The sequence below is a fragment of the Nocardiopsis sp. RV163 genome (assembly GCF_001029525.1).
In the GTDB taxonomy this organism is placed as follows: domain Bacteria; phylum Actinomycetota; class Actinomycetes; order Streptosporangiales; family Streptosporangiaceae; genus Nocardiopsis; species Nocardiopsis dassonvillei.
Map to the genome: position 1 here is coordinate 1 of NZ_LEKI01000102.1, position 21,996 is coordinate 21,996.

Genomic DNA, 21,996 nt, shown 5'->3' on the forward strand with positions numbered 1-21,996 from the left:
CCCCGGAGATCTTCCCGGCCGACGACATCGCCCTGGTCAGGCCCTACTACACCGCCCGCGAACACGAGCGTGAGCGCGACCTCTCCCGTGTCCAGGCCGAGGCCGTCATTCGACTGCGCGCGTGGACGCACGGCTCCGTTCACGTCCCGGCCCAGGCCCCGCCAGCGGTTCCGTCCCCGACTCTGACCCGGGCCCCGGCACCGATCCCGGCCCCCGCGCCCGTTCCCGTCGGCGACCTCCTCGCCGCCGCACCCGCCCGGGCCCGGTACGCGGACGGGGTGACGGTATGACCGGCATGTCTGCGCACGACCCGGCACCGGTCCCCGGCCCGTTCGCCTTCTGGGGACACCTCGACTACGCCTGCGACCTGTCCGAACTCGCCCGGGTCCGCTCCGAACTCGCCCGCGACCTGGCCGGTTTCGACCCCGACCTGGTCGCGACCGTCCAGCTCGTGGCCAGCGAACTCGTCGCCAACTCCTGCAAGTACGCCCGTTCGGAGGAGGGGGTCACCCGCACCCTGTCCATGCCCGACGAACGCACGCTGCGCCTGACCGTCAGCGACGCGGGCGGCCCCACCCTGCCCCGCATTCCCAACGAGCGCACCGACGAGGAGTGGGAGGCGGCGGAGGGCCAGCGCGGCCTGCTGCTGGTGCGCCAGCTCTCCCGCACGTGGGCCAGCTTCGCCTTTCCGCGCCGCTATGGCCTCGGCACCCACGTCTGGGCCGCCTTCGACGCCGAGCCGCCCCGAAGCCTGCGCGGCGCTTGGTGACGTACAGAGAAAGGGGGCGCGGGCACCGTCGTGCCCGCGCCCCCTTTCCAGAGGTCACTCCTTCTTCTTGCGGCGCAGTTGCAGCATGCGGGGTGCCACATAGACCGCGAAGAGAATGGCCGTGAGGAGCACGCTCAGAGCGGACCACAGGTAATCGCCCTCCCACGCGCGCCATGCCGCCATGCCGAGGAAAAAGGCTATGCCAACAAGCCTGAACCCGATGAGGGTGCGAAGCTCCTTCTTGGTCGGGTCCTTCGGAAAGCTTCTCTCCATGTGCCCTGCTCCTTTCCTTGGTCGTCGATCCGCCACAGCAAGCCCGAGCGCAGTTACCCAGTTCCGGCCCGGCCGGGAGGGGCCCGGCTGGGTGAAGCCCAGCGTGAACGCGCCGTGGAAGCAGTGGCCCAAGTGCACCGTGCCGTCCTGGAACTGGTAGGCGCCGGTGAACCCGAACGGGCACGACACCATCAAGCTGGCGTATCCTTTATTTTTCTCGACCTGAGCGGAAGACTCTGAACGACTGGCATCCAGAGTCTTCCGCTGTTTCAATTCCCACTATCTAGCAGAAGTTTCCCCTAGAAAAGCAGCCAAACAAGGGAAAATAGGAAGCATGCCAGGAAAGAGGATCCGATTAGCAAATCGAGCCACTTAGGTGCTGCTGATTTGCGACTGACTAGAAAAACTTTGACCAGTAGGCCAATGGCCCCAATGACCATGAGTGCGAAGGTTGCGGGAATCATCAGCATCTCTCCTAAGGGCCACCAGGGGAGCTTTCTGGTGGCCCACTTTGCTGGATCAGCGAGTCAGTATCGATAGTGGAGCCAGAGTGCTCCGCATGTTATTCCAACTGCGGCCAGGCCGATTGCCCAGAATGCTCCCCAGGGCCCCGTGATGCCAAAGGCCCAGACAAGGGTTCCAATCTCCGTTCCGAGAAGCCCAGCTGCTGAGCACATGTCTAGAGCAGTTGAGTTCAGTCCGGTGGGGTCGGTGTTGTTGATGGGGTCGCACTGGGCGTAGACGTAGTTGTTCATCTCCTGCCGGGAAGGGTCCGGCTGGGTGAAGCCCAACGTGAACGTGCTGTGGAAGCGGTGGTTCAGATGCACCGTGCCGTCCTGGAACTGGTAGGCGCCGGTGAACCCGAACAGGCTCAACACCGCCGCCTCGGTCCCCTCCAGGCTCTCAGAAGTGCGCTCGCCATAGGGGCCGAGGGAGAAGCCCCTCGGCCCCTCACTTAAGGAAGACCGGTTATTTCAGGATGCAACGAGGGTGCAGAAAGCTGTCAAGAAAGCGATCGCTCCCAAGAGCGCAAAAACAGATTCGATGCGCCCCCATTTGCTTTGGGATGACAGCTTCTTGTTCTTTGTTCTCTTGTGTCTCATGTTGACCACGAGGAAGAGGCACGCCGATGCAACTATCCATGAGACAAAGGATATGTAAATCATGGCAGAATGTCCCTTCTTTTGGTTAACCTCTAGGCTAGGCTCGCTGCTGCACACACACCTCCGATGAGTGTGGCGGCATTTCCGACCGCGGTCGCCACAGAACTTGCACTCACGGCTGTCGCAATACCGGCCCCAATAAGGGAACCCTGCAATGCGGCGCCTGTCCCGACCAGAGCGCCGATCGCGAGACCTGCTCCTGCCATGAAACCAACACTGCCCGCAGCAATGAGCGCCACACCCGCGAAACTGGCAGCGGCGCATCCGTAGGTGACCGCATTCAGCCCGGTGGGATCGGTGTTGTTGATCGGGTCGCAGGCCGCGTAAGCGTAGTTGTTCATCTCCTGCCGGGACGGGTCCGACTGGGTGAAGTTCAGGGCGGCGCACGAAATACGTGCGCCGCCCTGCATAGAGCGAGATCAAGGACTTCAAAAATCGCCAAACAATAGCTTTGGCGTTTCTGCCATGCATGACTTGTTCTTCACTCTCCTTCGCGACATGAGGCCGCATCGAAAGCGTAGAAGTGATTACGAGAAATAGAGGTAAACACAGATAGCGATAGCGGCGCCCGAGATGACGATGATCGCCTTTTCCGACTTCGCGCCCCGGACACCCGTCCCACTTTTATACCCCAAGGAGGCAAGAGCGAAGACCCCCGCAACTAGGAATATAGATGCAAAAATCGCTAGCGTCACTTGACTCACTTCCGTGCTGTGCTTTTTGGGCTACTTGGTTGCGCCGTAGGCACCTCCGATCAGGGTCCCGGCCACTCCACCGGCTTTGTACCCGGCTTGGCAACCGACCCAAGCCCCGGGGAGAGCACCTATGCCCCCGCTCATGAGACCTCCGGCGAGCGCACCGAAACCGCCTACCAGAACACAGCCAGCGGCTGCGCCGATGATCGCACCGCCAGCCCCGTAAACACCGACTTCTTTGACGGAGAATAGTCCTCCGGGGTCGGTGTTGTTGACGGGGTCGCACGCCGGGTAGTTGTAGTTGTTCATCTCCTGCCGGGACGGGTCCGGCTGGGTGAAGCCCAACGTGAACGTGCTGTGGAAGCGGTGGTTCAGATGCACCATGCCGTCCTGGAATTTTGCCGGACGCGCATCGCCGAGAGGCTCGATGCAGATGTGCCGGATCGTGCGTGAAATCAGTTCCATTATTTAGCACAACTGGAAGATGGGCCCCCGGTCAAGTGATCGCTGAATAATTACGACGACCAAAAGCCGAGGCACCCCATCCACAACCAGCAATCTAGATTATTTCCGCAGAGTCCAGCAAACTCCTACTGGACCCAGAAAAGCAGGAAGCCTGCTATCATCAGAAGAATCAAAGCAGCCAAGGAATCAACGTTCCTAATCGGCCTTGAAGTCTTCACTCTGGCCACCATGTAAATTAGAACGGCACAGATTATGATTGACGCAAGAAGCTCAAAAAAGGGAGATCACCTGCTTTCTCTAGAGGTCCTTGTAAAATGCATGAGCCCCGCACAGGAACGAAGGGATGGCAGCTGCCGAAGCGACTGACGTCGCGGTCATACCAACGCCAGCAGTAAGCGTTCCGGCTGTAACGGCTGACATACCAGCTCCCACCAGCAACGCACCGGTCACAGGAGCGAAAGCGACCGCCGCGACCGCTCCTGCAGTAACTCCCACTGCCCACATCGTGCTGCAAAAACTAAGTCCGCTGGGGTCGGTGTTGTTGATGGGGTCGCAGGCCGCGTAGGCGTAGTTGTTCATCTCCTGCCGGGAGGGGTCTGGCTGGGTGAAGCCCAACGTGAACGTGCTGTGGAAGCGGTGGTTCAGGTGCACCGTGCCGCCCTGGAACTGGTAGACACCGCTGAACCCGAACAGAACCAGCGCCCCCATGCACCACTCCGCGCGGAATCGTTACGGGGAGCCGAGTGTTAACGCAAGCACCGAAAAGGCAACGGCCATCGCATAGAGCACACCCTCAGAATACTTGTGGGCAGCTTTTGCCCTGTATCCCTTTTTGAGCGTACGAACGAGCGTGAGGGTTGTCGCGAGGAACAGGCTTGCACACATGAAGAAAAATAAAATAAAAGCTCCCCTAATGAATTTGGCAGGGCCGAGGCTCTCGCCTCGGCCCTGGGCGGTCTTACATCAGACAGCCAACACCGGCCACGCTGAGAGCGTTGCCCGCGGCTGCCATAATTGTCGGCCCCGCGACGTAGCCGATCAGCGCCCCTTGCAGGGTGGCACCACCGAGCCAACCAATCCCGGCTCCGACGGCGGTTCCGATCGCTGTGGCAGGGGCGAAGGCAGTGAACATCCCGATAAGGCCGATCGCGCCGATGACACCTCCGGCGATGGTCATGGCCGTGCAGGCCGCGTTCAGCCCGCTGGGGTCAGCGTTGTTGATCGGGTCGCAGGCCGCGTAAGCGTAGTTGTTCATCTCCTGCCGGGACGGATCAGGCTGGGTGAAGCCCAACGTGAACGTGCTGTGAAAGCGGTGGTTCAGATGCACCGTGCCGTCCTGGAACTGATAGGCGCCGGTGAACCCGAACGGGCTCAACGCCGCCGCCTCGGTCCCCTTCAGGCTCTCAGAGGTGCGCTCACCGTAGGGGCTGTAGTCGTAGACCACGTCCGGGGACTCAGCCTGCGAACCCTCAGAGGTGAGAGCCAGCACGGTGTTCTGCTGGTCGAGGGTGTAGTGGAACCGCTCATCACCGTCCCAGGCCACCATGGAGACCAACCGCCCGTCGGGGTCGCGCACGAAGCTGGTGCGCTCGCCCTCGGAGGCGATGTTGGTGACCCCGAGCGCGGTGTTGGACAGCTGCCGCTCCACCCGGGTTCCCTCGTGCACGTCGGTGACGCCGCGCATCTGAAACAGCATTCTGCGCCTTGAACCACTTTGATACAACCAGGCTTTTATATTGAAATATAAATTCTCCCCGAAATTAGGCCAGAAATGACAGAACGGCAAGCGCGATTGCTGCCACAAGACAGGCCCAGCAGAGCACCTGATGAATTCTTCTCGGATTAGCTGACTTTTTGTTGTAATATTTCCAAAAAAACACCATCGAGAGAATTAGAAATATGCTTGATGATATTCCAAGGATTTGCATTTTTCCCTCCCGGTGGGGCGGGATGCCCCGCCCCACCAAGGTTTCTAGCTGATGAGTACTGAGAGTGGCGATTTGCCGTGGAGCGAGGTGTCTACCATCACCACAGGTTCTCTCATTTGTGGAATATCTGTTAGCAGTTCTGATTCATGGCCTGGATGCCGCGGGAGACTCCCCAGACTGCCATAACCCCAGTGGCCACTGCCCAGGTCACAGGACCGGCTGCAACAGCAATTGTTCCGGCCGCCATGCCGGAGAGCGTGTAGGCAGCGCCCACATAGGAGGCAAATCCGAAAACGAAGTCGACTGCCGATGCGGTACACAGCCCGGTGGGGTCGGTGTTGTTGATCGGGTCGCAGGCCGCGTAGGCGTAGTTGTTCAACTCCTGCCGGGACGGGTCCGGCTGGGTGAACCCCAACGTGAACGTGCTGTGGAAGCGGTGGTTCAGATGCACCGTGCCGTCCTGGAACTGGTAGGCGCCGGTGAACCCGAACGGGCTCAACGCCGCCGCCTCGGTCCCCTCCAGGCTCTCAGAGGTGCGCTCGCCATAGGGGCTGTAGTCGTAGACCACGTCCGGGGACTCTGCCTCCGAACCCTCAGAGGTGAGAGCCAGCACGGTGTTGTGCTGGTCGAGGGTGTAGTGGAAGCGCTCGTCGCCGTCCCAGGCCACCATGGAGACCAACCGCCCGTCGGGGTCGCGGACGAAGCTGGTGCGCTCGCCCTCGGAGGCGATGTTGGTGACCCCCAGAGCGGTGTTCGACAGTTGCCGCTCCACCCGGGTTCCCTCGTGCACGTCGGTGACGCCGCGCATCTGGGTCTGGTCGGTGGTGTCGTAGCTCAGCCACGAGGCCAGTTCGCCCTCACCGTCATCGGAGCGCAGCGTCTGGTTGGTCACCGAGTACTCGTAGACGTACTCACCCCGCGAGGTCATGTTCCCGGCCTCGTCGTGGCCCACCTCGGCCCCGCGAGCGCTGGTGGGCTGGTCGGCGTCGTTGTAGGCGAACTCCTCGCCACCGGCACTGAGCAGGTTGCCGACGTCGTCGTAGGTGTAGTCGGTGGTGCCGTCACCGGTGAGCCGGTCCAGACCGTCGTAGGTGAAGGTCTCGGTCTCACCGCCGATGGTGCGCGACTGCAACTGGTCGCTGTCGGCGCCGTCGTTGTCGTAGGAGTAGGAGGCCTGCACCAGAGCCTGGTCGGCGGCCCCGGTGGTGGTGATGCCGGTCAGGCGCCCGGAGTCGTCGTAGGTGCGCTCCTCCACGGCCCCGTCGGGGTGGGTGATGCTGGTGCGGCGGTTGTTGGCGTCGTTGGTGAAGGTGGTCTCGGCCCCGGTGTGGTCAGTGAGCGAGGTGAGCCGGAACGCGGCGTCGTAGCCGTAGGTCGTGGTCTTGCCGTGTTCGACCATCTCGGTGACGTTGCCCGCGGCGTCGTAGGCGTAGGTGGTCCCCTCGCTCCCGCTGCTGTCGGTGCGCACGGTTTCGAGCAGGTCACCGCGGCCGTTGTAGGAGTGCTCCACGCTCGCCTGGTCGGTGTGGGTGGTGATCTGGCGGCCGTTGCCGTCGTAGGCGATGACCTGGAGCAGGTCGCCGCCCTGGGAGATGGACACGATCCGGTCGAGGCGGTCGTAGCCGTACTCCAAGGTCACACCGTTGCCGTCGGTGACCGAGGTGACCCGTGACAGCGCGTCGTAGCCGTATTGGGTGGTGCCCATCGGCCCCGGCTCGTCCATCGCCGTCATGTTCCCGGCGCGGTCGTAGGAGTAGTCGGTCGTGTTGCCGCCTGCGTCGGTGACCTGGTTGACCAGCCCGTTGGAGTGGTAACGGATGTCGGCCACCTCGATGTCCATCTCCTCCTGGACGGCCGAGGTGAGGTTGCCGGCGTCGTCGTAGGACATCTGAAGCGTGTCCCCGTCCGGGGTGGTCACGCTGGTGGGCTTGGCGGGGTTGGCGGTGTCGGTGAACCCGACCGAGGTCGCGGCTCCCGTGGGCAGTTCGGTGCCGATGAGGTTGTTGAACTCATCGTGCTCGTAGGTCACCGAGGCTTGCAGCGCGTCGGTGGTGGTGGCCACGTCCGAGTTGGCCGTCCAGGTCTGGGAGCGGGTGTTGCCGACCTGGTCGGTCGCCGAGGTCTGGCGCCCGGAGTCGTCGAACTCCAGGGTGGATTCACCGCCGCCCGGGTCGGTGACCGTGGTCTGGGTGTTGGACCAAGCACCGTCGGCGTAGGAGTAGGTGGTGGTGGCTCCGTCCTGGCTGCCGTCGGGCACGGTCAGGCTGGAGACCTGGTCGTCGTCGTTGTAGGCGATCTCCCACACCGCGCCGGTGGCGTCGGTGATCGAGGTCAGCAGGCCGTCGTCGTAGCCGAACTCGATGTCTTGGCCCGCCCGGTCGGTCAGCGTGGAGGTACCGTCTCCGCTGGAGGCGTAGGAGGTGGCCGTCTCACCGACCGGGTCGGTGATGGTCGGGATAGCTCCGCTGTCCCAGTCGAAGGTGGTGACCCGGTCCTGGGTGTCCACGACCGAGACCAGGTTCCACTCGGTGTCGTAGCGCATCCGGTGGGTGTGGCCGTTGCGGTCGGCCTGGGAGTACAGCCACCCGTTGGCGTTGAAGGTCCACACCTGGTCGGCGTACTCGCCGCGGTGGAAGGTCAGCGCGTAGTGGCCGTTGTCCAACTCCTCCAGTTCGGCGTTGAGTCCCGCAGGCGGGGTGAAGGAGCCGTCCTCGGCGATGTCGAAGCGCTCGCAGTAGCCGGAAGGGCCTTGGAAGATGATGCCGTTGCTGTAGATGCTCAGGCCCACGTCCTGGCCGTGGGAGAGGGTCCAGCCGTCGTAGGAGGGCGCGGAGTTGTAGAAGCTGGACACCGACAGGTCCAGGCCGGTCCCGGCCACGGTCAGGTTGCGGTGGCGGAGGACGAGGTTGCCGCCCTGGGTGTTGACCGCCAGTTCCATGCGGTCGCTGATCTGGTGGCGTTCCAGCGGGTACCAGGACTGGATACCGCGGTTGACGCCGTCCGCACAGGTGCCGACCCGGGTTTCGGGTTCTTCCGAACGGTTCTGGGCCTCGGGTGCGCTCTCGGCCCCGGGCGGGGTCCAGGGCTCGTCGGGTGGTTCTCCGCCCACGGGTTCGGTATTGGCCTCGCCCGGCTCCCAGGTGTCGGGGACCGGGATGGTGCGGTCGGCGGGTGAGTGGGGGTCGGTATCGGCCAGGGCCGGGGGCGCGGACAGCAGCCCCAGCACGAGGGTGGAGGCGGCCGTCGCGGCCGTCAGGGACCAGGGGATGTGTCTTCTCACGAGGGGGATCGCTCCCAGGGGTGGGGATGTGCACGGGTGCCACCCGGACATGACGGCCCTGGTCTGAGGGTCCGTCTCCGGGTGGCTCAGGCACCCGGTACGTTACGGAACGCCACCCCGCGAGCACCATGAGCCCAGGGTGAGGAGTGTGACCCTGGGTGCGAGGGACCTTCGGCAAGTTTGACCACGGACGCAACGGAGACAGGCCGCGTTCGCGCAGGTGAGGGCGAACGCCGAGGGAAACACTGCGTCGCGTGCGCCGGACGGTGTCCCCGCGACCCGCTGGCCTCGGTGGCCGGAACCGGCCCCGACGACAACAATTGCCAGAGGGCAACCATCACGTTCCCCGGCACCGCCGATGCCGCGCGGCGCATGGTGACCGCACGACCCGCCGCACGAAGGAGGGGCGCGGGCACCGTCGTGCCCGCGCCCCTCCCCCACGGGCCCCGTGCGCGGAAGGGGGCCCTGGCCAGGGGGCCGCCAGGCCCCCGTCGTGGTCGTTACCGGCTCTCCAGGCGGTCCAGCAGGGCGTGGTACTCGTCCCACAGCTCGCCCGGCAGGTGGTCGCCGAAGGTCTTGAAGAACTCCGGCACCAGCGCGGCCTCCCGCTTCCACACCTCGGTGTCGACGTCGAGCACGAAGGCCATGTCCTCGTCGGAGACGTCCAGTCCCTCGGTGTCGATGCCGCCGGCCACGGGCAGGCGGCCGATCGGGGTCTCGACGGCCTCGGCCTCGCCCTCCAGCCTCTCGACGATCCACTTGATGACGCGGCTGTTCTCACCGAACCCGGGCCAGACGATGCGGCCCCCGGCGTCCTTCTTGAACCAGTTGACGTAGAAGATCCGGGGCAGCTCGGCCTGGTCGGCCGCCTGGCCCAGCTTCACCCAGTGGGCGAAGTAGTCGCCCATGTTGTAGCCGCAGAACGGCAGCATGGCGAAGGGGTCGCGGCGCAGCTCGCCCACCGAGCCCTCGGCGGCGGCGGTCTTCTCCGAGGAGACGTTGGCGCCCAGGTAGACGCCGTGCTGCCAGCTGAAGGACTCGGTGACCAGCGGCACGGCGGTGGCGCGTCGGCCGCCGAACAGGATGGCCGAGATGGGCACGCCCGCCGGGTCCTCCCACTCGTCGGCGATGGTCGGCGCCTGCCCGGCCGGGGTGGTGAAGCGGGAGTTCGGGTGGGCGGCGGGCTCGCCCGAATCCGGGGTCCAGGGGCGGCCCTTCCAGTCGGTGAGGCCCGCGGGCGGCTCCTCGGTGAGACCCTCCCACCACACGTCGCCGTCCTCGGTCAGGGCGACGTTGGTGAAGATGCTGTTGCCCCAGAGGGTCTCCACGGCGTTGGCGTTGGTCTTCTCGCCGGTGCCGGGCGCGACGCCGAAGAACCCGGCCTCGGGGTTGATGGCGCGCAGTCGGCCCTGCCCGTCGAAGCGCATCCAGGCGATGTCGTCGCCCACCGTCTCGACCTTCCAGCCGGGGATGGTCGGCTGGAGCATGGCCAGGTTGGTCTTGCCGCAGGCGCTCGGGAAGGCGGCGGCGACGTAGTGCGACCGGCCCTCGGGCGGGGTGACCTTGAGGATGAGCATGTGCTCGGCGAGCCAGCCCTCGTCGCGGGCCATCACCGAGGCGATGCGCAGCGCGTAGCACTTCTTGCCGAGCAGGGCGTTGCCGCCGTAGCCCGAGCCGTAGGACCAGATCTCACGGGTCTCGGGGAAGTGCGAGATGTACTTGGTGGAGTTGCAGGGCCAGGCGACGTCCCGCTGGCCGGGCTCCAGCGGGGCGCCCACGGAGTGGACCGCCTTGACGAACTCGCCGCGCTCCTCGATCAGGCGCAGGGCGGCGCTGCCCATGCGGGCCATGACGCGCATGGACACCACGACGTACGGGGAGTCGGTGATCTCGACCCCGAGCTGGGAGATGTCGCCGCCCAGCGGCCCCATGCAGAAGGGCACGACGTACATGGTGCGGCCGCGCATGGCGCCCCGGAAGACCCCGCCGAAGGTGGCTCGCATCTCGTCGGGGGCGATCCAGTTGTTGGTGGGGCCCGCGTCGCTCTCGCGCTCGGAGCAGATGAAGGTGCGGTCCTCTACCCGGGCGACGTCGCTCGGGTCGGACTTGCAGTAGAAGCTGTTGGGGCGCTTGTCCGGGTTGAGGCGGACGAAGGTGCCCTGCTCGACCAGCTGGTCGGTCAGGCGGGTCCACTCCTCCTCGGAACCGTCGCACCACACGATCTCATCCGGCTGCGTGAGCTCGGCGACCTCCCGCACCCAGGAGACGAGTTCCTCGTGTTCGGTCGGCGCGTCCACGTCGGTATCCACGGCGGTCACAGCGGCTCCTTCTCAAGGTCGAGATCTCTCGCATCATGAACGACGATCCCCCGCAGTGACCAATTGGTTTAGGCCAATGGTCTATAGAAGTTGTGCTGGAAGAACGGATTCCCCTGCGCGGCAAGGGTTCCGTGTGGTCTACCACCGGGTATGTACGCGCACGAACGGGGGCGGGCCGGAGACCGTTCCGGTGCTGTTGGGAGCGGGTTCCCCCGCCGGAGGCGGGAACCGGGTTCCGCGACCGACACACTGTGCTGTTCGTCACACTGCGTGCCCGGCACTCTGCCGCGGGCTCCGGACGGAGACTAGACCTGTGCCGCCGCACCACTGGCAAGAAAGCGCGTCTTCGCAGTTGGGAGCGGTGGAAGCGGAGCCGGTCCGGATCAGCGGCGGTACGGCGGCTGGTCGGATCGGCGCGGAACGAACCGGCCCGGATCAGCTCAGGAGGAGCCGGGCAGGATCAGCGCAGGATGGCGACGGGCCCCCTGGCCCCGTGCAGGACGGAGTGGCTCACCGATCCGAGCAGCAGCCCGCGAAAACCCCCGCGTCCGCGCGAGCCGACCACGATGAGGTCCGCGGGGGTGGCCTCCTCCAGCAGGGCGATCACGGGGTGGGCGCGCACGACCCTGGTGCGCACCGTGACACCGGTGTGGCGCGCGCGGGGCCCGGCCAGTTCCTCCTCCAGCGCCTGCCGGGCGGCCTCGGCGGCGGTCGCGTCGTCGAACAGCTCGGGCGGGATGGGCCCGGTCGCGGCGGCGAAGGCCACCAGCGGCTGCCAGGCGCTCACCGCCACCAGTTCGGTGTCGGCGAAGTCGGCCTGCGCGAAGGCGAAGTCCACCGCGCGCCTGCTCGGCTCGGACCCGTCGATGCCCACGATCACCCGGCCCCGCACGCCGTGTGCGGAGGCGTGCTCCCGGGGCAGCACGATCACCGGGACGGGCGCGCGGGCGGCCAGCTCGATGCCCACGGAGCCGACGAACGCGGCCACGATCCCGCTCAGCCCGCGCGAGCCGACCACCACGGCGACGGCGCCCTCCGCGGAGGCCTCGGCGAGCAGGGCCTCCACCGGCCGGGCGTAGGACAGGCGCTTCTCCACCCGCAGCTCGGGGAAGAGCCGCGCCACCCAGTCCCCGGCGTACTCCAGCAGGGACTCCGCCCCCTGGGCGTCGGCCTCGTCGGGGAACACGTCCGGGGCGACGTCGGGATCGGCGCGCCCGTGCCCCGCGAACACGCCGACCGAGGCCAGCGGCCCCGCGGCCGCGACGATCCGGACCCCGAGGCCGCGCAGCACCGCCTGGTGCGCCGACCACTCCAGCGCGTGGCGGCTGGATTCCGTGCCGTCGACCCCCACGATCACCCATCGCGTCGTGGATGCGCCGTCCATGCGTGCGCCCTTCTCGTCGGCCGTCCCTGCCCCGCGTATTCCGCCGGTGTCCCCCGATGATGCCGTGTGAACACACACCCGTGGATAACGGTGCCGACGCGAGTTGGGTGAGACGGGGCACCCCGGGTAGGGGGTTGCGACACAGGGGTGGGTTCGGCCGCGCGCCCTTCGGAGGGTGTCCAAACGGGGGCGCGGCAGCCCGTGGAAGGCAGGGGACACGATGTCGCACTCCACACAGATGCACTGGGACTACAGGGACGGGAGGGTCGCGGCCGTGGTGGCCGCGCTCGTGTACAGCCTGTGGGTCGTGGAGGTCATACTGCCCGCAGGCGGTGCGGTCCGGGGGGCCCTGGCCGACCAGGACGCCGACTTCGCCAGGTTCCTGGAGAGCGCGCACCGCATCGCGGCGATCCTGGTGGTGATCGCCGCCGGAATCGGGCTCGGGCTGGGAGCGAGGGAGCGGACGGGCCACCTGCTGGCGGTGTCGTGGTGGTGCATGGTCGTGTTCGGCGCGGCGTCGCTGGCGGCCACGCTCCTCCCCGGGCCGTGCGTGGTGTCCACGGACGTCGCGTGCGCGACGGAGTCGCTGGCGGAGGGGTTGGCGGGGGCCACGGCGGCCCAGGCCGTCGTCGCGGCGGTCGCGCTCCTGGCCGCGCTGGCGGGCGCGATCGTGCTGGCGGTGGACCGGTGGCGGACGGGCGACGGCAAGTGGCCGCTGGTGGCCGTCGTGGCGGCGCTCCAACTGGTCACCGCCGTGGCCGTCATGGTCGCGGCGGTACGGGTGTACGCGGCCGGTGGAGACGGCGACCCGGGGGTCGTGTTCAGCACACTGCAACGGCTCCACCTGGTGGCGGTGGCCCTGTGGCTGCTCACCGCGGGCCTGCTGCCCAGCCTGTGGAAGCGGTCCTGGACGCCCCGGCGCGCCAGCGTCGAGCACTGAGGCGGGAACCGTCCCCAGTGCGCGATGGGAGGGCCCGACCCGCGGTGATCTTGTACTTATAGCGAGGTTGGACCGTCGAGACGCGCTGGAAGCACAAGATCACGGCGAAGGGGGCGGGTCCGCCGACCCCACTCCTCGACGCCGCCCGGCACGGCCTGCGGACGGACGCCCGGGAACGCCGTGCGAACCCCGGCCCGTCACTCCCCGGTGTCGCGCAGGGCCTCCGGCAGGGGGCGCGCGTGCACCACGTGCAGGGTGCTCACCGCGCGGGTGAGCACCACGTAGAGCCGGTTGACGCCGCGTTCCTCGGCCTCGGCGACGGCGGCGGGCTCGGCGACCACCACGGCGTCGAACTCCAGGCCCTTGGCCAGGCTCGCGGGGACCGCGACCAGGCGGCCCGCGTCCGGCCCGGCGCCCGCCTCCCCCAGCAGCGGCGCGGCCAGCCCCTCGGCTTCGAGGGCCTCGCGCAGGGCGGGCAGGTCGGCGTCGGCGGCGATGAGGCCGACCGAGCCCTCGCCCCTGAGCGCGGTGCGGCAGGCGTCGGCGACCGCCGCGGCCAGGCCGTCCTCGGCGGGGGTGATCCGCAGCGCCCCGGGCGCGCGGCGCACGGCGACGGGCGCGCCGAGCCCGGGCGCGATCGCGGGCAGCAGGCGGGCGGCGAAGTCGATGATCTGGGCGGGGACGCGGTAGCCGCGGTCCAGGACGCTCAGGTGGCCGGTGGGCTTGCCCAGGTGCTCCAGGAGCGTGGACCAGTCGGCGGCCGCCGAAGGGCTGGTGCCCTGGGCGATGTCGCCGAGCACGGTGAGGGAGCCGGACACGCAGCGGCGGCCGATCGCCCGGCACTGCATGGGGCTCAGGTCCTGGGCCTCGTCCACCACGATGTGACCGAGCCCGGCGGGGCGCTCGATGAGCGCGGCGGCCTCGTCCACCAGGGCCAGGTCCTCCTCCGACCACAGCGCCGCCTTGGGGCCGCGGGGCCTGCCCGGCAGCAGGACGGCGGCCCGCTCCTCGGCGTTGAGCAGCCCCTCGGCGGCGCGGGCCAGGCGTTCGGGGTCGGTGAGCAGGCCGAACACCAGCTTGAGCGGGTCGGCCTTGGGCCACATGGCGGTGACGGCCGACTTCACGGCGGGGTCGCGGCGCACCTGCTCGTGCGTGCGGTCGTCGCAGACCTCGCCCCGGGCCTCCATGAGGGAGAGCACGGCGTGGGCGATGCGGTGGGAGAGGAGTTCGCGCCCGGAGCCGTAGGCGACGCCGCGTTCGGCCAGCTCGTCCAGGAGGGGGCGCAGGTCCTCGGGGTACAGGCGCCAGCGGCGCGACCCGCGGCGGACCACGACCGCCTCCTCGGGCGTGCGCAGGTGCGACCACAGGTCGCGGCGGACCACCTCGGCCATGCGGGCCCGGCCCTTGATCCGGGCGGCTCGGGGCTCCTCGGTTCGGCGCACCCACCCGGCGGCGGGGCGGGACCGCTCGGGCAGCCCGGCGGTGAGCATCTCGGTGACGGTGGTCTGCTGGACGTCCACCTCGCCCAGGGCGGGCAGGACGTCGCGGATGTAGGAGAGGAAGGAGCGGTTGGGGCCGACGATCGCCACGCCGGAACGGGAGAGTCGTTCGCGCTCGCTGTAGAGGAGGAAGGCGATGCGGTGCAGGCCCACGGCGGTCTTGCCGGTGCCGGGCGCGCCCTGCACGCACAGGGTGGTGGTGAGCGGGGCGCGGACCAGGCCGTCCTGCTCGGGCTGGATGGTGGCGACGATGTCGCGCATGGGCCCGGTTCGGGGGCGTTCGATCTCCGCGTCCAGCAGGGCGCTGCCGCGCTGACCGCTCCCGGTCGGGGCGGTGGTGAGCGGCTCGTCCTCGAAGGCGGTGAGGACCACCTCGGGGTCGGCGTCGCGGCCGTGGTCGATGGTGGTGAAGCCGTAGCGGCGGCGCAGGCGCACGTCCATCCGGTCGCCGGGCGAGGCCCGGTAGTAGGCGACGCAGATGGGGGCGCGCCAGTCCAGGACCATCGGGCGCCCCTCGGCGTCGTGGACGTGGCGGCGGCCGATGTGGATCCGGTCGGGCTCGGCGCCGTCGAACACGTCGTCGTCCAGGAAGACGGTGCCCGGTTCGAAGTCCAGGCGGCCGAAGAACAGCGGGGCCCCGGGGACGTCGGCCAGGGCCGCGAGGCGGCGTTCGCGGCCGCGGCGCAGGGCGGCGTTGGTGACCTTGTCGTTGACGACGTCGCCGAGGACGAGTTCGCTGCCCTCGACCTCCTGGCGCATCCGGTCCAGGGCGGTGCGGGCGGCGGCGAGGCGGTCGCGTTCGGCCCGGAGTTCGGGGCTCACGGGCACGGCGGCGGAATCGGTGGTGGACATGCGGCGGCCTCGGAGGGGATCGGCGGGACAGGAACGCGGCGGCGCGCGTGCGCGGGTCCCGCCCCGGTCGCCGCGAGGGCCCGGTTCGTTCCGATCCGTGAGAGCGCACAGCACCCGTTGAGGGGGCGCCGCCGAAAAGAGCCACCAGGCTAACCCGCTCCGGATCCCTCGCCAAACCGGCCGGGCACCGGGCTCCCGGCCGGGCCCCCGGTGCGCGACCGCGCGGAGGGGACGGGAACCGACGCGGGCACGGGAGCGTCTGAGCAGCCGGGAAAGGGCGGTACTCACATGCACCACGTTCAGGGCGATCTCGTAATACGGCCCGGCCTCCGGGCGGGATGGGCCAGGTTGGGTGTCGGGGTGGTGACCGGTGTGGTCACGACCGCCGGCGTCGCGTTTCGCGTGGGCCCGGGAGCGGCCCTGGCCACGGGCGCCGCGTGGATCTTGCTGGTCGCGGCGGTGGCCGTGCACCTCCACCGCGCCAGGATCGTGCTGACCGCGCACGAGATCGTCATCAAGGGGGCGTTCTTCCAGCGGCGCCGGTCACGGTCGCGCGCCGTGTGGACGATCCGCGCGACCGTCGTCCAGCCGCGCGGGGGCCCCTGCGACACCCTGTTCGTCCTCGACCCGCACGGCGGCGTGCTCGTCCGGGTGTACGGCGCCAACTACACGGCCGAGGACATGGACCGGCTGGTGGGCGCGCTCGGGCTGCCTTGCAGCGGCCCGGAGGGGCCTGTCACCCCCAAGGAGCTCAACCGGTTCCGCCCCGGTCTCGTGACGTGGTCCGAGCGGCACGCCTACCTGCTCGGAATGGCGTTCGCCGTCGCCCTGACCCTGGCCATCGCGGCGGGCGTGCTGATCGGCTCGGTTCTGACCGCGGGGTAGCCGCGGCGGCCCGGCGCGGCACCGCCGGGCCGGTCAGGTCTTGCGCAGCCGCACCCGCCGCACGCGGTGGTCGTCGCCCTTGTACAGGACCAGGGTGGCCCTCCCCCGGGTGGGGCGGATGTTCTCCACGAGGTTGACCTCGTTGATGGTGCGCCAGGTGTTGGCGGCGAATTCCAGCGCCTCCTCCTCCCCGATGGCGGTGGCCATGTGGTGGAAGTAGGAGCGCGGGTCGGAGAACGCGGTGCGGCGCAGCTCGCGGAAGCGGTCGAGGTACCAGCCCCGGATGTTCTCGACCTTGGCGTCCACGTAGATGGAGAAGTCGAAGAAGTCGGCCACGGCCAGGCGCCCCGCGGCCGGGGGCTGGAGGACGTTGATGCCCTCGACGATGAGGATGTCGGGGCGGTGCACGGTCTGGCGCTCGTCCGGCACGATGTCGTAGTTCAGGTGGGAGTAGACGGGGATGTCGATCCGGTCGGCCCCCGCCTTCATCTCGGAAACGAAGCGCACCAGGGCGCGGCGGTCGTAGCTCTCGGGGAAGCCCTTGCGGCGCATGAGGCCGCGCGACTCCAGTACCGCGTTGGCGTGCAGGAAGTTGTCGGTGCTGACCAGTTCCACGTCCGGGTGGTTGGGCCACTGGGCCAGCAGGGAGCGCAGGAGGCGCGCGGTGGTGGACTTGCCGACCGCGACGCTGCCCGCGACGCCGATGATGAACGGCGACGGGCGGTCGGACTCGCCGAGGAAGGCGCGCACGGCGGAGTGCCGCTGCTGGGTCGCGCCCACGTAGAGGTTGAGCAGTCGCGACAGCGGCAGGTAGACGTCCCGCACGTCCTCCAGGGAGGTGGGGTCGGTGGTGCCGCGGAGCTGGGCGAGGTCCGCCTCGGTCAGGGACAGGGGCGTGGAGGCCCGGAGCGCGGCCCAGGCCTCACGGTCCATCTCCACGTACGGCGTGGAGAAGCCGTTCTTCGTCGTGTGAGACACGAGTGACCACCCTAGAGCAGGGGGTCGACCGCGACGGGCGGCCGGTCCCCACAAGTCCCGCAACGACCCCCGAAACGTGCCTTAAACCACATGTTCACGACACGCACCCCCAAAATTTTGCCTCTCCTTTCCGGGGGGTGGAATCGGTTCCACTCGTCGCCTCCCCATGCCCCCGACCTGCGCGGTCTACTCCCCATGCACCAAATGGTCTATACCGCTACCTGGGAAAACGAGCAGTGGTATGGATGCCTGGTTGGTCGATTCGACCGGCTTCTTCGCTTACGCTGGCGGCCATGTGCGGAATCGTTGGCTACGTCGGGCCGCAACCGGCGCTTGAAGTCGTCGTGGACGGCCTCGCAAGGTTGGAGTATCGCGGATACGACTCCGCGGGTGTGGCTGTGCTGGGCGACGGTGCTCTGCGCACCGAGAAGCGCGCGGGCAAGCTCGCGAACCTGCGCCGGGCGCTGGAGGAGCGGCCCGTCAGCGGCGACGGCGCCGGGATCGGGCACACGCGCTGGGCCACGCACGGCGCGCCCAACGACGCGAACGCCCACCCCCACGTGGACAACGACAACCGCGTCGCCGTCGTCCACAACGGCATCATCGAGAACTTCGCCGCGCTGCGCCTGGAGCTGGAGGAGCAGGGCTGCAAGTTCCTCTCCGAGACCGACACCGAGGTCGCCGCCCACCTGCTCAACACCGAGCTGGCCCGGACCGGCGAGCTGCCCGCCGCCATGCGCGCGGTGTGCGGGCGGCTGGAGGGCGCGTTCACCCTCGTGGCCGCCTCCGTGGACGACCCCGACCTGGTCGTGGCGGCCCGCCGCAACTCCCCGCTGGTCGTCGGCCGCGGTGAGGGCGAGAACTTCCTGGCCAGCGACGTGGCGGCGTTCATCGCCCACACCCGCGAGGCCGTCGAGCTGGGCCAGGACCAGGTCGTGGAGCTGCGCGCGGACTCGGTCAGGGTGACCGACTACGAAGGCAACCCCGTCGACGTGCGCGAGTACCACGTGGACTGGGACGCCTCCGCCGCCGAGAAGGGCGGCTACGACTACTTCATGCTCAAGGAGATCGTCGAGCAGCCGCGCGCGGTGGCCGACACCCTCCTGGGCCGCGTGACGGTGGACGGCCAGCTCACCCTGGACGAGATGCGCCTGTCCCCCGAGGACCTGCGCTCGGTCGAGAAGATCGTCATCATCGCCTGCGGCACCTCCTACCACGCGGGCCTGATCGCCAAGTACGCCATCGAGCACTGGTGCCGCATCCCGTGCGAGGTCGAGGTGGCCAGCGAGTTCCGCTACCGGGACCCGATCCTGGACCAGCAGACCCTGGTCATCGCCATCTCCCAGTCCGGCGAGAGCATGGACACCCTGATGGCGGTCCGCTACGCCCGCGAGCAGCGCGCCCGGGTGCTGGCCATCTGCAACGTCAACGGGTCCACCATCCCGCGCGAGTCCGACGGCGTGCTGTACACGCACGCGGGTCCGGAGGTCGGCGTCGCCGCCACCAAGACCTTCCTCACCCAACTGGCCGCCTGCTACCTGATCGGCCTGTACCTGGCGCAGGTGCGCGGGCTGAAGTTCGGCGACGAGATCAACGCCGTGATCGCCCAGTTGGCCACCATGCCCGAGCAGATCGAGCGGGTCCTGGAGACGGCGGAGCCGGTCCGCGAGCTGGCCCGGTCGCTGGCCGACACGGACACCGTGCTGTTCCTGGGCCGCCACGTGGGCTACCCCGTGGCGATGGAGGGCGCGCTCAAGCTCAAGGAGCTGGCGTACATGCACGCCGAGGCGTTCGCCGCCGGTGAGCTCAAGCACGGGTCGATCGCGCTGATCGAGGACGGCGTGCCGGTCGTCGTGGTGGTGCCCTCCCCCGAGGGCCGCAGCGTGCTGCACGACAAGATCGTGTCCAACATCCAGGAGGTGCGCGCCCGCGGCGCCCGCACCATCGTCATCGCCGAGGAGGGCGACGACGCGGTCCGCCCGTACGCGGACGTGCTCGTCCCCATCCCGGCCGTGCCGACCCTGCTCCAGCCGCTCGTGTCCACGATCCCCATGCAGGTGTTCGCCTGCGAGCTGGCCCTGGCCAAGGGCAACGACGTGGACCAGCCGCGCAACCTGGCCAAGAGCGTGACGGTCGAGTAGCGGCGGGACCGCGCCGAGGGGCGTGTCCGGCGCGCGGCGCCGGGCGCGCCCCTCGGCGCGTCCGGGGGTCGGCGTGTCCGGGGGCGGCACGCGTCCGTGTCGGCGGCGCGGCCGGGTGCCCGCTTCCCCGTGGGAACGCTCCCGTCAGCGCGGCGCTCCGTGCCCCGACCCGTCGTGGGCGGCGCGTGCGGCGGAGACGTCGGGGTGGATCGGCAGGACCGCGCCCAGGCCCAGGACGTCGAGGATGCGGGTCAGCTGGCGCGGGGGGCAGGCCAGGAGAAGGTGGTGCCGGGCCCCCGCGGCGAAGCGCAGGGCGCGCACGAGGGCGTTGACGCCCGAGGCGTCGATGAACTCCACCTCGGACAGGTCCACCGCGACGCAGCCGTCGGCGGCGGCGGCCGTGATCCGGGTGAACGCCTCCTCGGCGGTGGCGATGTCGATCTCGCCGCCCAGCTCGACGACGGTGATCCCGTCACAGACGAACTGGTCCTGTTCCGTGTCCAGCACGGTCACGCCTCGCTCCGGGGATCGGGTGTAGGGAACTCTGCTCAGGACGCGGTCGGCCAAATGCCGACATGCGTTGACAGCCTACTCTTCCCGGGCGGTCCGTCCGGTGCCGTCCACAGCCCCGGAGTCCTTTTCCGGCATCGCCTCAAAGGCGCGCCTCAGCCCCCGCCACCGCATATCGCCCACACGATTTTCCCGCGGCCGCGCACCGGCTCCCAGCCCCATTGCCGACTGAAAGCGGAGACGAGACCGAGCCCCCGGCCGGACTCGGCGAAATGGTGGGCGTCCACCCTGACCGGGGCTTTTTCGCTGGGATCGGCGACCATGCACACCACTCCGCCCCGCCCGCCGTCGAGGCGGCGAAACTGGACCACGACGCGGCCGCGAGGGGAGCCGTCCTCGGGGAGGGCGTGGCGACAGGCGTTGCCCACGAGTTCGGAGACGATGAGACGGACGTCCTCCAGCTCCTCGCGGAACCCCCACCCCTCCAGGGCCCCGGAGGCGAACTCGCGCGCCCGGCGCACCGACTCCGGCGAGGCCGCGAACGCGCCCGCCGCGGCGTCCCTGGTCCGCGCGCGCTCCCCGACCGAGAGGCGGCCCAGCGGGTCGTCCCACCAGCCGCCCAGGAGTGCCCGGGAGGCCTCCGCGAGAGAGGGGCGGCTCCAGAAGGGCTCGGAGTCGGTCTCCGAGGACACCAGCTCTGCGTTCATCACGGTCCTCACGAGTGCGCTGTCGGTTGACCCGTCCTCGGGGCCATCGTGGCTTACATCTGTAAGACACAGATGCACGTGCAGCTCAACGTCCGGCCCAGGGTATAGGACGAAGCACCCTTATTGGTAGATCCCCTGCGCAGAATTCACAGACGGGCATCCGCGTTTACACCAGACACGCAAGGGGCCCATAGGCCCCAACCCAATCCCCGACCGCCTCTGTCCGCAACGGAACCCCGCGGGTATACTGAGCGGTCGCCCGCGCCAAAGCCGCTACAGCCGTTGCACAGGAGGCGATGTGGTCGCCGAAGAGGCACCGAATCTACAGGTCACCCAGGATTTCCTGGCCAATTCCAGCGGTGGCCCCACCGTGCTGCGCATTCTCCTCGGAACGCAGCTGAGGCGGCTGCGACAGGAGAAGGGGATTTCGCGGCACGACGCCGGATACGCCATCCGCGCCTCCCACGCCAAGATCAGCCGCATGGAGCTGGGCCAGGTCAGCTTCAAACGCCGCGACGTGGACGACCTGCTCAAGCTCTACGGCGTGGACCGGGCGGACCAGCGCGAGGCACTCCTCGGGCTGGTCTCCAGCGCCAACGCCCAGGGCTGGTGGCACAAGTACGGCGACGTGCTGCCGAACTGGTTCGGCGTCTACGTCGGCCTGGAGGAGGCCGCGTCGGTCATCCGCACCTTCGAGGTGCAGTTCGTGCCGGGCCTGCTCCAGAGCGAGGACTACGCGCGCTCGGTCATCCGCCTGTCCCGGACCGCCACCTCCGACGATGACGTGGACAGTCGTGTGCAGATGCGCATGCGCCGCCAGCGCAGATTCGTCGAACCGGACGCGCCCAGACTGTGGGCGGTCATCGACGAGGCCGTGCTGCACCGCCCCTACGGCGACACCCGGGTGATGCGCGGACAGATCGAGCACCTGGTCGAGATGGCGCGCCGCCCCAACATCACCCTCCAGATCGCCACCTTCGCCATGGGCGGCCACCCCGCCGCGGGCGGCCCCTTCAGCATCCTGCGCTTCCCCACCCCCCAACTGCCCGACGTGGTCTACCTGGAACAGCTGAACAGCGCCCTGTACTTCGACAAGTACGACGACACCCACCGCTACGCGCAGACGATGGACCACCTCGCCACCCAGGCTCCGCCGCCCGCCGCCACCGAGGAGATCCTGCGCGGCTTCCTGGAGCGCTACTCCTGACC

At 68.6% G+C, this 21,996-nt stretch carries 18 protein-coding genes and 1 pseudogene; 6 read left to right on the forward strand and 13 right to left on the reverse strand.

All coding sequences use genetic code 11. From position 1 onward, the window contains the following. Together ABD54_RS17600 and ABD54_RS17605 are read left to right on the forward strand one after the other, a co-directional pair. Positions 1 to 290: pseudogene (locus ABD54_RS17600) on the forward strand (hypothetical protein); the annotation flags it as partial. Then, on the forward strand, positions 287 to 769 hold the full coding sequence (locus ABD54_RS17605; RefSeq protein ID WP_047870590.1) for an ATP-binding protein: 483 nt from the start codon (positions 287 to 289) through the stop codon (positions 767 to 769). The pseudogene ABD54_RS17600 and the gene ABD54_RS17605, both read left to right, overlap by 4 nt. Positions 770 to 823: 54 nt before the next feature. Here the strand turns inward: ABD54_RS17605 and ABD54_RS29085 are convergent, their stop codons facing one another. The 9 genes from ABD54_RS29085 to ABD54_RS17640 form a co-directional block, all read right to left on the reverse strand. Further along, the gene (locus tag ABD54_RS29085; RefSeq protein WP_235432100.1) at positions 824 to 1,315 is read right to left on the reverse strand and encodes a hypothetical protein; all 492 of its coding nucleotides are present in this window, start codon (positions 1,313 to 1,315) and stop codon (positions 824 to 826) included. 254 nt (positions 1,316 to 1,569) lie between these two features. Next, complete coding sequence (locus ABD54_RS29090; protein ID WP_047870591.1) at positions 1,570 to 1,920, reverse strand: RHS repeat-associated core domain-containing protein; 351 nt, start codon at positions 1,918 to 1,920, stop codon at positions 1,570 to 1,572. A 317-nt stretch (positions 1,921 to 2,237) separates the two neighbouring features. Then, positions 2,238 to 2,546, reverse strand: a complete 309-nt coding sequence (locus tag ABD54_RS27395; RefSeq protein ID WP_200904133.1) for a hypothetical protein — start codon at positions 2,544 to 2,546, stop codon at positions 2,238 to 2,240. Between the two features lie 384 nt (positions 2,547 to 2,930). Further along, positions 2,931 to 3,365 (reverse strand): hypothetical protein, encoded by a 435-nt coding sequence (locus ABD54_RS27995; RefSeq protein ID WP_152692058.1) that lies wholly within the window; start codon positions 3,363 to 3,365, stop codon positions 2,931 to 2,933. A gap of 297 nt (positions 3,366 to 3,662) precedes the next feature. Then, positions 3,663 to 4,073, reverse strand: coding sequence for an RHS repeat-associated core domain-containing protein (locus ABD54_RS29095; RefSeq protein WP_047870592.1), 411 nt, complete (start codon positions 4,071 to 4,073; stop codon positions 3,663 to 3,665). Positions 4,074 to 4,323: 250 nt separating this feature from the next. Further along, the gene (locus ABD54_RS17625) at positions 4,324 to 5,061 is read right to left on the reverse strand and encodes an RHS repeat-associated core domain-containing protein (protein WP_047870593.1); all 738 of its coding nucleotides are present in this window, start codon (positions 5,059 to 5,061) and stop codon (positions 4,324 to 4,326) included. 362 nt (positions 5,062 to 5,423) lie between these two features. Further along, entirely contained in the window at positions 5,424 to 8,573 is a 3,150-nt protein-coding gene (locus tag ABD54_RS17630; RefSeq protein WP_047870594.1) for an RHS repeat-associated core domain-containing protein, read from the reverse strand. Between the two features lie 500 nt (positions 8,574 to 9,073). Further along, complete coding sequence (locus ABD54_RS17635; RefSeq protein WP_047870605.1) at positions 9,074 to 10,882, reverse strand: phosphoenolpyruvate carboxykinase (GTP); 1,809 nt, start codon at positions 10,880 to 10,882, stop codon at positions 9,074 to 9,076. Between the two features lie 469 nt (positions 10,883 to 11,351). Next, complete coding sequence (locus ABD54_RS17640; RefSeq protein ID WP_047870595.1) at positions 11,352 to 12,275, reverse strand: universal stress protein; 924 nt, start codon at positions 12,273 to 12,275, stop codon at positions 11,352 to 11,354. A 220-nt stretch (positions 12,276 to 12,495) separates the two neighbouring features. On the opposite strand from ABD54_RS17640, the gene ABD54_RS17645 reads away from it, so the two are divergent. After that, positions 12,496 to 13,215, forward strand: coding sequence for a hypothetical protein (locus tag ABD54_RS17645; RefSeq protein ID WP_047870596.1), 720 nt, complete (start codon positions 12,496 to 12,498; stop codon positions 13,213 to 13,215). Positions 13,216 to 13,412: 197 nt separating this feature from the next. Here ABD54_RS17645 and ABD54_RS17650 read toward each other — a convergent pair whose 3' ends face one another. Continuing rightward, the gene (locus ABD54_RS17650; RefSeq protein WP_047870597.1) at positions 13,413 to 15,566 is read right to left on the reverse strand and encodes an ATP-binding domain-containing protein; all 2,154 of its coding nucleotides are present in this window, start codon (positions 15,564 to 15,566) and stop codon (positions 13,413 to 13,415) included. Positions 15,567 to 15,938: 372 nt separating this feature from the next. On the opposite strand from ABD54_RS17650, the gene ABD54_RS17655 reads away from it, so the two are divergent. Beyond that, positions 15,939 to 16,451: a hypothetical protein gene (locus ABD54_RS17655; protein ID WP_235432101.1), complete on the forward strand. Its 513-nt coding sequence runs from the start codon at positions 15,939 to 15,941 to the stop codon at positions 16,449 to 16,451. Positions 16,452 to 16,484: 33 nt separating this feature from the next. Here ABD54_RS17655 and coaA read toward each other — a convergent pair whose 3' ends face one another. Continuing rightward, positions 16,485 to 17,390 carry a type I pantothenate kinase gene (coaA, locus tag ABD54_RS17660; RefSeq protein ID WP_047870599.1) on the reverse strand — a complete coding sequence of 302 codons (906 nt, stop codon included), beginning with the start codon at positions 17,388 to 17,390 and terminating at the stop codon, positions 16,485 to 16,487. 332 nt (positions 17,391 to 17,722) lie between these two features. On the opposite strand from coaA, the gene glmS reads away from it, so the two are divergent. Next, positions 17,723 to 19,570, forward strand: coding sequence for a glutamine--fructose-6-phosphate transaminase (isomerizing) (gene glmS / locus ABD54_RS17665; protein ID WP_082166875.1), 1,848 nt, complete (start codon positions 17,723 to 17,725; stop codon positions 19,568 to 19,570). Between the two features lie 144 nt (positions 19,571 to 19,714). Here the strand turns inward: glmS and ABD54_RS17670 are convergent, their stop codons facing one another. Beyond that, positions 19,715 to 20,083, reverse strand: coding sequence for an STAS domain-containing protein (locus tag ABD54_RS17670; RefSeq protein ID WP_047870601.1), 369 nt, complete (start codon positions 20,081 to 20,083; stop codon positions 19,715 to 19,717). A gap of 152 nt (positions 20,084 to 20,235) precedes the next feature. After that, the gene (locus ABD54_RS17675; protein ID WP_047870602.1) at positions 20,236 to 20,787 is read right to left on the reverse strand and encodes an ATP-binding protein; all 552 of its coding nucleotides are present in this window, start codon (positions 20,785 to 20,787) and stop codon (positions 20,236 to 20,238) included. 370 nt (positions 20,788 to 21,157) lie between these two features. Here ABD54_RS17675 and ABD54_RS17680 point away from each other — a divergent pair, with 370 nt between their 5' ends. Continuing rightward, the gene (locus tag ABD54_RS17680) at positions 21,158 to 21,994 is read left to right on the forward strand and encodes a helix-turn-helix transcriptional regulator (RefSeq protein WP_047870603.1); all 837 of its coding nucleotides are present in this window, start codon (positions 21,158 to 21,160) and stop codon (positions 21,992 to 21,994) included. Positions 21,995 to 21,996 lie beyond the last annotated feature (2 nt).